Annotated in this window: 12 protein-coding genes; 8 read left to right on the top strand and 4 right to left on the bottom strand. The window is 51.5% G+C overall.

Going from position 1 to position 11,801, the window contains the following annotated elements; genetic code table 11:
* Nucleotides 1-250: 250 nt before the first annotated feature.
* Nucleotides 251-1,627, top strand: a complete 1,377-nt coding sequence (locus ACJJJA_RS14865) for an MFS transporter (RefSeq protein ID WP_444905155.1) — start codon at nucleotides 251-253, stop codon at nucleotides 1,625-1,627.
* Between the two features lie 187 nt (nucleotides 1,628-1,814).
* Here ACJJJA_RS14865 and acnB read toward each other — a convergent pair whose 3' ends face one another.
* Nucleotides 1,815-4,430, bottom strand: a complete 2,616-nt coding sequence (gene acnB, locus ACJJJA_RS14860) for a bifunctional aconitate hydratase 2/2-methylisocitrate dehydratase (RefSeq protein WP_444886539.1) — start codon at nucleotides 4,428-4,430, stop codon at nucleotides 1,815-1,817.
* A gap of 306 nt (nucleotides 4,431-4,736) precedes the next feature.
* On the opposite strand from acnB, the gene ACJJJA_RS14855 reads away from it, so the two are divergent.
* The 3 genes from ACJJJA_RS14855 (at nucleotide 4,737) to ACJJJA_RS14845 (ending at nucleotide 6,663) form a co-directional block, all read left to right on the top strand.
* Nucleotides 4,737-5,192 (top strand): DUF1289 domain-containing protein, encoded by a 456-nt coding sequence (locus ACJJJA_RS14855; RefSeq protein WP_444884455.1) that lies wholly within the window; start codon nucleotides 4,737-4,739, stop codon nucleotides 5,190-5,192.
* A gap of 68 nt (nucleotides 5,193-5,260) precedes the next feature.
* Nucleotides 5,261-6,226, top strand: a complete 966-nt coding sequence (locus ACJJJA_RS14850) for a lipid kinase (protein ID WP_444905251.1) — start codon at nucleotides 5,261-5,263, stop codon at nucleotides 6,224-6,226.
* Nucleotides 6,223-6,663, top strand: coding sequence for a hypothetical protein (locus tag ACJJJA_RS14845; protein ID WP_444905154.1), 441 nt, complete (start codon nucleotides 6,223-6,225; stop codon nucleotides 6,661-6,663). The genes ACJJJA_RS14850 and ACJJJA_RS14845 overlap by 4 nt, the downstream gene beginning before the upstream one ends.
* Before the next feature lie 27 nt (nucleotides 6,664-6,690).
* On the opposite strand, the gene ACJJJA_RS14840 is transcribed toward ACJJJA_RS14845, so the two are convergent.
* Nucleotides 6,691-7,626, bottom strand: a complete 936-nt coding sequence (locus tag ACJJJA_RS14840; protein ID WP_444905153.1) for a hypothetical protein — start codon at nucleotides 7,624-7,626, stop codon at nucleotides 6,691-6,693.
* A 289-nt stretch (nucleotides 7,627-7,915) separates the two neighbouring features.
* On the opposite strand from ACJJJA_RS14840, the gene ACJJJA_RS14835 reads away from it, so the two are divergent.
* Nucleotides 7,916-8,542, top strand: a complete 627-nt coding sequence (locus tag ACJJJA_RS14835) for a MiaE family protein (protein ID WP_444905152.1) — start codon at nucleotides 7,916-7,918, stop codon at nucleotides 8,540-8,542.
* 197 nt (nucleotides 8,543-8,739) lie between these two features.
* Here the strand turns inward: ACJJJA_RS14835 and ACJJJA_RS14830 are convergent, their stop codons facing one another.
* Entirely contained in the window at nucleotides 8,740-9,000 is a 261-nt protein-coding gene (locus ACJJJA_RS14830) for a DUF3081 family protein (protein ID WP_252082117.1), read from the bottom strand.
* A 67-nt stretch (nucleotides 9,001-9,067) separates the two neighbouring features.
* Between ACJJJA_RS14830 and ACJJJA_RS14825 the strand changes: the two genes are divergently transcribed.
* From ACJJJA_RS14825 to ACJJJA_RS14815, 3 genes are all read left to right on the top strand, one after another.
* Entirely contained in the window at nucleotides 9,068-9,529 is a 462-nt protein-coding gene (locus ACJJJA_RS14825) for a DUF3429 domain-containing protein (RefSeq protein ID WP_252082116.1), read from the top strand.
* A 73-nt stretch (nucleotides 9,530-9,602) separates the two neighbouring features.
* A complete protein-coding gene (locus ACJJJA_RS14820) occupies nucleotides 9,603-10,229 on the top strand; it encodes a malonic semialdehyde reductase (RefSeq protein WP_444905151.1) in 627 nt (208 codons plus the stop codon).
* 58 nt (nucleotides 10,230-10,287) lie between these two features.
* Complete coding sequence (locus ACJJJA_RS14815) at nucleotides 10,288-11,265, top strand: hypothetical protein (RefSeq protein WP_444905150.1); 978 nt, start codon at nucleotides 10,288-10,290, stop codon at nucleotides 11,263-11,265.
* Nucleotides 11,266-11,311: 46 nt separating this feature from the next.
* On the opposite strand, the gene ACJJJA_RS14810 is transcribed toward ACJJJA_RS14815, so the two are convergent.
* A complete protein-coding gene (locus ACJJJA_RS14810; RefSeq protein ID WP_444905149.1) occupies nucleotides 11,312-11,767 on the bottom strand; it encodes a DUF2269 family protein in 456 nt (151 codons plus the stop codon).
* Between the last annotated feature and the right edge of the window lie 34 nt (nucleotides 11,768-11,801).

Genomic DNA, 11,801 nt, shown 5'->3' with positions numbered 1-11,801 from the left:
GTTGTGGAAGGGGACTAAGGATTATTTTTAAGCGATGGTCACTAATGAATGCTCTAATGAAATAGTGAAAGGGGGATGCTGTTTTAGTGTGATTTTTTACTTGACAGGTAAAATTTAACGACTTATAGAAAGGGCATTTAATAATGCTTGGAGTGCAAAGTAGCGGGGTTTTAAAATTGCTGTATTTCTTAGGTGTCAGAAAATTGGGTGGTCGATAAAGCGTGCTTTATAGCTAGGTGAGTAAAAAATAATGAATTTAAAGGGGTTAACGGTTTCCGAAGCCCGCAGTTTGGGGCTGGCGGCGTTAATTTTCTCTATTTTCCTTATTGGGTATGACTATACGGCCTTTTCAGTTGCCTTACCTGCGATTCAAAAAACCTTTAATATCGATCTTACTACAACAATGTGGCTGGTTAATGCTTATGCCTTGGCTTTTGGTGTTTCTGTAATATCGTGTGGGCGTTTAGCTGATATGTTGGGTAGGCGCCGAACTTTCTTCATAGGCGCCTCACTTTTTTCGATGTTCTCATTACTGGGGGGCTTTTCCATTAACATCTGGATGTTGATGGGGTGCCGCGTAATGTTAAGTATTGGTGGTGCTTTGATGTGGCCCGCCGTGATTGGAATGACATACCACCTTTTGGATAGTAAGCGCGCAGGAGTGGCTGGTGGGTTATTAATGCTTGGCTGTGCTGTCGCTAACGCACTTGGCCCAATTATTGGCGGTATTGTGACTGATTCTTTAGGTTGGCGGTGGATTCTCTTTCTTAATCTCCCGATAACTTTGGTAGCAATGTTGGTTTGTTGGCGACTGATTGGTAGTGACTTGCCTGAGGCTCCCTCTGAGCGTGTGGACTTAATGGGGCTACTCTTCCTCTCATTGGCATTACTTGCGCTATTGGTTGGGTTGGACCTGTCGGTAGATATGGGATTTACTAACTATCGAACCATACTTTTATTTTTGGCGTTTGCGATTTTCTTTACAGTTTTTATCTGTTTGGATTACCACTCCTCAGAAGAGCCGCTAATTCCCATTGATGTGGTGAAGAATAAGAAGTTCTTAGCGGAGGGAGTGGCGACCCTACTGGTCTCTGTGGCATTTATTGCTGCACTTATGTTTATCCCCCAATTTCTAAGCAAGATTTGGAGTTTTTCTGCGATCCAATCTGGTATTGCATTGCTTCCCATGATGCTTGCTTTTGGTGCTACTTCTTTTCTGGCTGGACATCTCTATGGGCGGTATGGGGCCAAGCGCCTTTCCAGTCTAGGGGCTTTATTTATGTGGGCGGGTATGTTGGTACTTTCGAGGCTCAGTGCTCAAATTGATTTAACTACTTTTGTCCCGGGTCTGATATTGATGGGGGTTGGTATGGGCTTGTTCTATCCAACTGTGACGACGGCAGCGATATTGATCCTTCGTTTCAACCGTGCAAGCCTCGCAGCAGCCATTATTTATATGTTTCAGATTATTGGCGGTGCTATTGGCTTGGGCTTGAATACGACAATCGTTGCACTGGCTCCAGATCTAGCAACAGGTATGAGTAGGGCCTTTTTGATGAATGCACACTTGGCTTTGTTAGGTATGGTGGTGAGTGTGTTTTTTATTAATGGAAGAGGTAAGGCTTGATTTGGATGGGCTTACTGCGTTAAGTGTCCCTTTCTGAACAAAGGCAAAGCTCACTTTAACTCAGTTTTACGCTTTATTTTTATAGTTTTACTTCTTAGATAGCACTAGATTATGACTGCGCAAAGTATTTGGGCAATAAAAAAGCCCCGCCAAATGGCGGGGCTTTTTAGTGAGGTAGGGCGGTTAGTTATACACTAACTTCCTGGATCTCAGTCGCGGCGATGCGCTTGCCTTCTTCGGCAGACTTCTGGAAGTCTTCAATCTGATCGAAGTTCAGGTAGCGGTAGATCTCGCTGGACATGGAGTCCAGGTTCTGTGCGTATTCCTGGTACTCAGCCGGAGTCGGCAGTTTACCCAGGATGGCGCCTACAGAAGCCAGCTCAGCGGAGGTCAGGTACACGTTGGCACCATCGCCCAGACGGTTGGGGAAGTTGCGGGTAGAGGTAGATAGTACGGTGCTGTTCGGAGCCACACGCGCCTGGTTACCCATACACAGGGAACATCCGGGCATTTCGGTGCGGGCACCGGCAGAACCGTAGATGTTGTAGTAACCCTCTTCCATCAACTGGTGCTCGTCCATCTTGGTGGGCGGGGAGATCCACATGCGCGTGGAGATGCCACCTTTGTGTTCTTGCAGCAGTTTACCGGCAGCGCGGAAGTGGCCGATGTTGGTCATACAGGAGCCGATAAACACCTCGTCTACCTTATCGCCAGCAACGTCGGACAGCAGGCGAGCGTCGTCTGGATCGTTAGGAGCACAGACGATCGGCTCTTTGATCTCGGCCAGATCGATTTCGATGACTTCCAGGTACTCGGCGTCGGCGTCCGCTTCCATCAGTTTCGGGTTGGCCAGCCACTCTTCCATGGCGCGCGCGCGGCGCTCCAGGGTGCGCTTGGAGCCGTAACCTTCAGCGATCATCCAGCGCAACAGGGTTACGTTGGAGCGCAGGTACTCGGCCATGGTGTCTTCGGACAGCTTGATGGTACAGCCAGCAGCGGAGCGCTCGGCGGAGGCGTCGGACAGCTCGAATGCCTGCTCTACAGTCAGGTCTTCCAGGCCTTCGATCTCGAGGATGCGGCCGGAGAAGATGTTCTTCTTGCCTTTCTTCTCAACGGTCAGCAGGCCCTGCTTGATGGCGTAGAGAGGAATGGCGTGAACCAGGTCGCGCAAGGTGATGCCAGGCTGCATTTTGCCTTTGAAGCGCACCAGTACGGACTCAGGCATATCTAGCGGCATAACGCCGGTAGCGGCGGCGAAAGCTACCAGACCGGAACCTGCCGGGAAGGAGATGCCCATGGGGAAACGGGTGTGGGAGTCACCACCGGTACCTACGGTGTCTGGCAGCAGCATGCGGTTCAGCCAGCTGTGGATGATGCCGTCAGCCGGGCGCAGGGAAACACCGCCGCGATTCATAATGAAGTCCGGCAGGGTGTGCTGGGTGTCGATATCGACGGGCTTGGGGTAGGCCGCAGTGTGACAGAAGGACTGCATTACCAGGTCGGCGGAAAAGCCGAGGCAAGCCAGGTCTTTCAGTTCGTCACGGGTCATGGGGCCAGTGGTGTCCTGGGAACCCACGGTAGTCATTTTTGGTTCGCAGTAGGTGCCCGGACGGATACCTTCAACGCCACAAGCTTTACCAACCATCTTCTGCGCCAGAGTGTAACCCTTGCCGGTGTCGGCAGGTTGCTCAGGCTTGCGGAACAGCTCGGAAGGCGCCAGGCCCAGGGCTTCACGGGCTTTGCCGGTCAGGCCGCGGCCGATGATCAGGTTGATACGACCACCAGCCTGAACTTCGTCCAGCAGTACGTCGGACTTCAGTTGGAATTCAGACAGGACTTTGCCGTCTTCGGCCAGGATCTTGCCGTCGTAAGGGCGGATCTCGATCACGTCGCCCATACCCAGTTCGTCAACGGGGGCTTCGAATACCAGCGCGCCGGCATCTTCCATGGTGTTGTAGAAGATCGGGGCAACTTTACCGCCGATACAAATACCGCCACCCTTCTTATTGGGCACGCCAGGCATTTCTTCACCGAAGTACCACAACACGGAGTTGGTGGCGGACTTACGGGAAGAACCGGTACCGACTACGTCACCAACGAAAGCAACGGGCAGGCCCTTGGCTTTCACTTCTTCAATTTGCTTCAGCGGGCCGGTAACGCCGGCTTCTTCAGGCTCCAGGCCGTCGCGCTTCATTTTGTACATGGCCAGCGCGTGCAGGGGAATGTCAGGACGAGACCAGGCATCCGGTGCCGGAGACAGGTCGTCGGTGTTGGTTTCGCCAGTGACCTTGAATACGGCAACTTTGATGCTCTCGGGCACTTTGTTGCGCTTGGTGAACCACTCGGCGTCAGCCCAGGATTGCATTACCGCTTTGGCGAATTCGTTGCCGGCTTTGGCTTTCTCTTCCACATCGTGGAAGGCGTCAAACATCAGCAGAGTGCCTTTCAGCTGCTCGGCAGCCAGTTCGGCCAGATCTTTGTCGTCCAGCAGCTCGACCAGGGTGGAGATGTTGTAGCCGCCCAGCATTTGGCCCAGCAGCTCTACAGCGTGTTTGCGGTCGATCAGCGGGGACTCCGCGTCGCCCTTGATAATGGCGGACAGGAAGCCGGCTTTAACGTAAGCGGCTTCGTCAACACCGGGGGGTACACGGTGGGTTAGCAGGTCAACTAATTCCTGCTCTTCGCCTTTTGGCGGATTTTTCAGCAGCTCAACCAGGCCAGCGACTTGCTCTGCGTCGAGTGGCTTCGGTGGGATGCCTTGTTCGGCGCGTTCTGCGACGTGTTTACGATAGGCTTCAAGCACGGATAAGTCCCTCTTGGTGTGTGGGGTGGCACCAACAGCGGGTGGAATTCCCGATCTTTGTACTGTTGTCGGGATTTTTTTTTCGAGGCCGCTGAAGGCGGGGTGGCGAATACTACAGCAAAGCCCTACGGCTGTTAAGTTTATCGAAAAATCAATAATTTAAGTGAATTTCGACTATTCGCAGAGCAAATTTTACTGTGCCCACTACAGCTGCCTCACCTCTTTTCTTAGTGGCCGAAACAAAATAGTCTACGCGCAATTTTAATCCAGGCCCGCGTTGCCTGATCGGCTAAATCTGGTTAATTGATGTACAAAAAAGTCCGTACACCTTGCATTGGTGTCTGTTCAACGGGAATAGGTGATGATGTCTGTCGTGGGTGCAAGCGTTTTGCCCACGAGGTGATCGACTGGAATGCTTATACCGAAGAGCAGCGCCGTATTATTGCCTCCAGGCGGGAGGGCTATTTAACCAATGCTGTACGCAGCCAGCTGGAAATCATTGATGAGTCGTTGCTGCTTTCCCAGTTACGCCATCAACAAATTCGCTTTGATGAAAGCCAAAGTGCCTACTGCTGGGTTTTTGAGCTGCTGCGCGCCGGTGCCAGCCAGATTGGCGATCTGGGTGCTTACGGCCTGCGCCCGACGGCTCAGGCCAGGGGAGTGAGCCTGGTGGAAATTCGCCGGCGCATCGATGAAGATTTTTATGCGTTGTCTGTGGCCTACTATCAGCGCTTTATCGCCCCTGGCTTGATACAAGACTGACTTACAGCCTCAGCGCATTCTTACGTGCCTGGGCTACTGTATTTCCCGAGGCCGCTTCCCCCTTTAGAATTGATGTACATCTTTCCGGTAATGGAGAACCGGCTATCAGCTCAGCTCACAAAAATCCGCGTAGAGTACTTCTCGTGGTTAATCCAAAAAGCCGGAATGGTGCCGAGGCGGATATCGACAGCGGCCTAGCGCGCTTACGCGCTGACGGAATAGAGGTTGAAGTCTTGCATTCCGAGGGCCCAGAGGAGACCGAGGCTGCGATCCGGCAGAGTCATAAGAACCTCGACCTTGTGATAGTCGGTGGCGGAGATGGCACCATCAGCTCCACCGCTCGGGTATTGAAAGAGTGCCAATTGGCCCTGGCAATTCTACCGCTGGGTACCGCGAATGACTTGGCACGCTCCCTTGGCATTGTCGACTTGGAGCAGGCTTTTGATGTCATTATCGGCAACCATCGCCAGCTAATCGACCTCGGTGTTGTCAATGGTCACTATTTTTTCAATGTGGCCAATATGGGGCTTGGGGTAAAAGTGACTGAAGCACAAGACTCCGAGATTAAAAGGCGCTGGGGGGTTCTAAGTTATCTGAGAGCCTTCTTTATTGCTCTGAGGCGTACACAAAAATTCCGGGTTAATCTGGCACTAGATGAAGAGCGCTGCCAAATGCGGTCAATCCAATTGGCCGTGGGCAATGGTCGTTATTACGGTGGCGGCAACCTGGTTGCAGAGAACGCACGCATCAATGATGCCAAGCTTAACCTCTATAGTCTGCGTCCGCGCGGCCTGTTGGAGTTGCTGGGCATGGCACTTTTGCTCCGCGGTGGCAAGCACCATCTAACCGAGGGGGTTTTTAATGCCAGTGCCCAGCGAATAGAGGTAGAAACCAAGCCGCGTCTGCAGATTCATGCGGATGGGGAGCCGGTTGCTGAAACCCCTGCAACCTTTTCGGTGATTCCCAGAGCGCTTGAGGTTCTGGTGCCACGCAATTCAGAGGAACTCCTCAGTAGAAAAGAGAGAGGGCAATGACACTCATTCGCACTGATATCCAGGCAGCATTGAATGATCTTTTTATGCTTATTAGTCGTAGCGAGGAGGATTACCGTGCAGCGGCCGGGCAACTTGAAGAAAAGTCGGCAGCTAATTTCTTAAACACAATTACCAAACGCCGGCAGGTGCTTGCGGACGAGTTAGAGCGGGCGATACGTGCCGAAGATAGTTTGCCCTCTGAGCCGGATAGGGACCTCAAGGCTGGTGAACAGCTGCTACAGAGCTTTGCGCCCCGACTGGCTGAGGACAAAACCAAAGAGATTTTCAAAAAGCGCCAAGACGCCGATCGTGGGCTACTTGCGCGTCTTAACGATGATGAGTTGAGTGCTCTTGATAAATCCCACAAGGCGCTTAAAGAAGCCTGCCGGATTCAACTCGAAGAAACATTGGCGGAGCTGGCTCAAAGGCTCCGGTAGCCCTTTGGGCGTTCCGGTTAACCGGCGCTAGCGTTGCTGTCGCAAGAAGACACGCAAGGCAGGTAGGAATGGCTCTGTGGAAATAGCCAGGTCCCTTCTTTGTCGGCGCCGGCTAACACTTGGTTGATGATCGACCCGAGTAAATTCAGGCAATCGCCCGGCTTCATTCGCAGCCACTAGTACCGGCATGGAGGAGTAACCCACTTGTCGATACTGGTCTTCCTCTCCAGCTTCCTGTGCGAAGAAAATTTCGGCGACCTGTAGATTGGGGCGGCTCTGCACCTGTACCTGGCGCAGGTCCTCCTGTTGGCTTTTGTGCAGGCCGGCAAGCAGTTGCCGTTGGTATTGGATGCCGGGATCTGCACCGGTTGGGTCCATCTGGACCAACTTTTTTTCACACCACTGCACTGTGACTTTGCGAATGGACTTGCGCGCCTTTATCCAGGAAAGGGTGATGGCATCCGGATGCTGTTCGCAGAGTAAAACCAAGCGGTAGCACTGACGCAGGTGCGCGCGGGGGTAGCCCGCTTGCGCCAGTACCTCGCGCACGTTGCGGTCTCGCTCTGCCATGGGCCGCTCAGCTAAGGCTGATCGGTACTCGGCGATAGCATTGGCAAAGGCCTCTTTGTCGCTGTTGAGTTGTTTTGCCAGCGCCAGAGTCCTGTCTGGAACCGCCAATAGACCCGGGATTTGCAGGGTTGCACGGGCATCGCCTCCGGTTCCGAGAGGTTCGGCATAATCCAGCTGGTTATACAGGGCGCCAGCAAGAGAAAAGGGCCGCTCAAAGCTTTCTTGCAAGGACTGGGCTGCTTCCAAGGCAAAAGGTGGCTGCAGCAGATAGTGTTGCCAGGGCTTACTGGCAGTTTGAAGTTGTTCAAGAGAGTCGCGTAATTCTGCTGCGCTGCTGTGGATCTGCTCCAGTAAGGGGGGGATGCTGAGTGCCAATTGCCGATGGTCTTTCATCGCCGAGTTCCACTATCTAAAAGATCAATATTTTAATGCACTTAATAAACCGTTAACAAATTTCTATTTGGACTGTTTAAAACTGGGGGGTGCCTGGCGTGTGAAGTTGGTTAGAGGTTGGCTAGAGGTTGACTGAAGGGGGTGCGTCATAGGGAAAAGGATAGATAGCTATTGACAGTAAAAGCTGCCCTGGAGAGCAGCGCTTGATTTCTGTTGGGGCCTGCCTTTCTGCTGTTGTGCCGCTATAATCCCGCGCCAAATGATTGATACCAGATGAAATACTGATCCCATGAGTGCCCAAGTTCCCGATTTGTCCGCGATTCACGAATTCCTGCTGTGCGCCACCCCGGATGCCTGGATTGAGGCAGCACTGGCTGAGCCGGAAATGATGCTGGTGGACCACGCCAACTGTGAAAAGAAGGCGGCCGGTACAGCGCTCAACCTGATGTTTCGCTATCTTGGGGATTTTGAGCTGCTGCACAAGATGTCTCGTTTGGCTCGTGAGGAGTTGCGCCACTTCGAGCAAGTACTGGCCATTATGGAAAAGCGCGGCATTGCCTATCCCCACGTGAGCGCCTCCCGCTACGCGGCTGGGTTGCGTGCCGAGGTGCGCAGCGCAGAGCCAGGGCGCCTTGTGGATACTCTGATTTGTGGAGCCATTATTGAGGCACGTTCCTGTGAACGCTTTGCCCGTATAGCGCCACACTTGGATGAAGAGCTGCAAAAATTTTACCTGTCTCTGCTGAAATCTGAAGCTCGCCATTTCCGCGACTATCTACATCTCGCGCAAAAAGCCGCAGATGAAGATATTGAGCCGCGGGTGCAGGCGTTGTTAGCGCTGGAGAAAGAGCTCGTGCTGAGTGGCGATGGTGAGTTTCGTTTCCATAGCGGTGTGCCGGGAAAGGCGCAGGGCTAGGGTCCGTTAAAAATCACTGAACTGTCACAACTGGAGATCACTTTCTTGCCTAACTAGACAGGAGGGCTGTGAAGTTGTTCTACATCAGTTGCAGGCATACATTGGACACCAAAATGCTGTGTGCCTATTTAGGTGCTACCGCGGTTTAGGCGCTACCACGGTGCTAGTCCACTGGGGAGCAACGGCGCTTAAGGTATTCATTTCTGATCAAGACTAGCCAGTAGGCGTATAAAATCCTGCAGCTCTCTGTCGCTCGAATAATCGATAGAAAACTTATTGTGAAAAAAGACGGTGAGCTTCACTTTTGCTGAGTTGATAAATACGGTGTAGCCATCAAAGTCGGTGCTCACTGTCAGCCCCTTGTAGTGCCAGCCGTCTGTTTCCTTGTGTCCCTCCCGGGTGACACGATCAAATACCCGCAAGGCCTGTTTGACATCAATTTTGCTCTCCTCTTCCATGCTGGCTTCCCCGTGCCACTAAACTTGTTGTTTCTGTTCTCCCTTACTGTATGGAAGATTAGACAGCATGGATAGTAGCGGCTATCAGCAGCCGGTGGTGGATACCCGTTTATTTGATGCCCTGGCTTACCTGGGGCTCTGTCCTTTTGTTGTCGGTCTATTGTTGCAGCTAACTGAAGTCTCCCTCCTGGGTATTGATGCCAGCCTATTCTTTACCGCTTATAGCGCAGTGATTCTCAGCTTTTTGTGTGGTATCTGGTGGGGGGGCGCGCTGAACCGGCCCGGCCATCCTCACCGGTTGGCGTTGATCGTGCTCAGTAATGTGGTTGCGCTTGCCGGGTGGGTGGGATTAATGCTTTATCAAAGTGCTTGGGGGTTGCCCATTCTCGCAATAGGTTTTGCCTTTGTGGCCTGGATGGAGGCCCGCTTAAATCCCAATCTGCCTGGTCGGGAGCAGTATTTTCGTACTCGCAGTATCGTGACCTATCTGGTGATTGCTTGCCATATCGGCATGATACTGCTGCGTTAACACTTGGAGTAACCGTTTCTCCGTCGGTCTGAAAGCTAGACTTTCTCCAGAAAGCGACACGAGAATGCCTGGTATGAAATCGATTGCCCCTCCAGCATTAGATCAATTATTTTTTGAAGCTAGAACACATAGTTACTGGCAAGATAAACCGGTGCCGCAAGAGTTGCTGAAAAAGTTGCACAATCTTGTCAGGATGGCGCCCACCAGCGCTAACTGTTGCCCGATGCGGGTTGTTTTTATTGTGAGCAAGGAGGGAAAAGCCCGGCTTAAACCGGCTTTGAATGCAGGCAATATTGAGAAAACCATGTCGGCACCGGTGACAGCAATCATCGCATTTGATATGCGCTTTTATGAATATCTTCCCAAGTTGTTTCCCCACACACCGGCGCGTGAGTGGTTTGCCGATAATCCAGAGTTGGCAGAAACCACGGCATTTCGCAATGGTTCAATACAGGGTGGCTACTTTATTCTGGCGGCGAGGGCTTTGGGCCTGGACTGCGGCCCTATGTCTGGGTTTGATAATGCCCTAGTAGATCATGAATTTTTCAGTGATCAGTCCTCAACCACAGCCTTTGTACAGGAACATTGTCCAGGCCATATTAAATCCAACTTTCTCTGTAATCTGGGATACGGTGTGGATGCCAAGTTACATCCGCGCAACCCGCGCTTTGAATTCCATGAGGTATGCCAAGTTGTTTGAGGGCACTGTGTGAATGCCACCAAGATTTCAAGAAGAAGGTTAAAAGTGAGTTAGATGAATGGCTCATAGGCAATTGCAAAATATCTTTCGCCCGAATAATTACTTTTTACCCAGAGATGAAGAGGTTTTGTATGAGTTGTTTGGCAGGGATATCAGCCGGCCGGTAGTTGAGCGTTTTCTCGCGTTTCAGGATGCTGAATATTTACGCTGTGTCTCATCTAAAAATAAAGGAATTTACCGGGCTGACCAGATGCTTCTGGATTGCTATGCCAGAAAAATTAATAAAGAAGCGGTTTTGGATGAGAAGCTGCTGTTTAGCAGAGAAGAACTAGAGCCAATTATTTCGGCGTATCGAAATGAAGCGCGATACATGAATCTGGGGGAAGAGAGGGCGTCTTTACCCCATGACGTAATTTCTACTGAAGAATTTATTCTGCACTTACAGGCGACCATTGTTAAAGCCTTGGAAAAAAAGAAAGAGGCCGATGACTTTGTCGTGGTAATTCCTACCACCAGTTATAAAGGGGAGCTTATTCCCAAGGCAATCTGCAGTAAGGCAAAACTGGATGATGAAACTTTCAAAAAGCAGTGTCAGTTGGGTTTGGTGAGAAACCAGCACCTGCAATATGTGCTCAGTAAATCTTATCTTTGGACCCTAGCCCATGCCTGGCCCTTTATCACAGGTAGTGAGGTGGGCAGGGGGCGCTTTCGCGGGGTTGTATTCCGGCAGTTTGATCTTGGGTGGGACCTGATCTGCCCTGATCTCGATAGTGATACCAATGTTTTTGTCATTACCGATGCAAGTTGTTCCGGTGGCGAGGCTGAGCAAATTCGCAGTCGCTTGCTGAGGTGTGATAGACGCGAGAAATCTGCAGTTATTATTCCACTATGTAAAAAGAAAGCCTTAGAGCGGTTGAGTAAAACCCCGGACGGTTTTGCCGATATTATCGCAGGGGTTGTGCTGGAAGACTTTAAGCGGCAGTGGAAAGATATGGGGGAGAGAGCGAGCTATAAAATACTGCGGGGAGGGAGTTAAGGCTGAAATTGTGTATTTGGCCATCATCAAATTTTCGTGATGCTGTTTAAAAGGAGGGCTTGGAAACCATCAGGTAAACGATAGCAATCGTTAAGGGAAAGGCCAGAGCACCTAGTAGGCACCAGGTGCGCATGATCCAGCGGATTTGACTGTGGCTATTTTCTTGGTTTGCATGTGCGCGCAATTGATATTGCAGGTAGACAACCGGTAGCCACAATAGGAAAACCGCTAGGGTTAGCCCGGCAGCCAATTGCAGCCAGGTTTGATCTATCCATGCCGGGTTAATCACCAGCATCCCCATGGCACTTCCCAATAAACCGAGTACTGCGCTGCCGGTAAATATCCAGTCTGCTCGCACGGTTTCCTTACTTACCCACTGAATCACCTGGGAATCACCGGACAGCCAGCCACGCAAAGTATACCAGGCAATCCCGGTGCCGGTTCCGAGTACGATAATGGCGCAGAGAATATGTAGTGTCTTGAGTGCGAGGTAGTAATTCATAAAGCGGCAGACCAAAATAAACCGGCAATAAGGT

The sequence above is a fragment of the Microbulbifer mixtoriginis (SeqCode) genome (assembly GCF_052466865.1).
Note: the sequence above shows the minus strand (reverse complement) of the source record. Positions and strands in the feature narration are given on the sequence as shown.

Coding starts and splice junctions, on each gene's coding strand:
- ACJJJA_RS14865 (WP_444905155.1), top strand. CDS start 251: ATGAATTTAAAGGGGTTAACGGTTTCCGAAGCCCGCAGTTTGGGGCTG.
- ACJJJA_RS14855 (WP_444884455.1), top strand. CDS start 4,737: ATGTACAAAAAAGTCCGTACACCTTGCATTGGTGTCTGTTCAACGGGA.
- ACJJJA_RS14845 (WP_444905154.1), top strand. CDS start 6,223: ATGACACTCATTCGCACTGATATCCAGGCAGCATTGAATGATCTTTTT.
- ACJJJA_RS14840 (WP_444905153.1), bottom strand. CDS start 7,626: ATGAAAGACCATCGGCAATTGGCACTCAGCATCCCCCCCTTACTGGAG.
- ACJJJA_RS14835 (WP_444905152.1), top strand. CDS start 7,916: ATGAGTGCCCAAGTTCCCGATTTGTCCGCGATTCACGAATTCCTGCTG.
- ACJJJA_RS14830 (WP_252082117.1), bottom strand. CDS start 9,000: ATGGAAGAGGAGAGCAAAATTGATGTCAAACAGGCCTTGCGGGTATTT.
- ACJJJA_RS14825 (WP_252082116.1), top strand. CDS start 9,068: ATGGATAGTAGCGGCTATCAGCAGCCGGTGGTGGATACCCGTTTATTT.
- ACJJJA_RS14820 (WP_444905151.1), top strand. CDS start 9,603: ATGAAATCGATTGCCCCTCCAGCATTAGATCAATTATTTTTTGAAGCT.
- ACJJJA_RS14815 (WP_444905150.1), top strand. CDS start 10,288: ATGGCTCATAGGCAATTGCAAAATATCTTTCGCCCGAATAATTACTTT.
- ACJJJA_RS14810 (WP_444905149.1), bottom strand. CDS start 11,767: ATGAATTACTACCTCGCACTCAAGACACTACATATTCTCTGCGCCATT.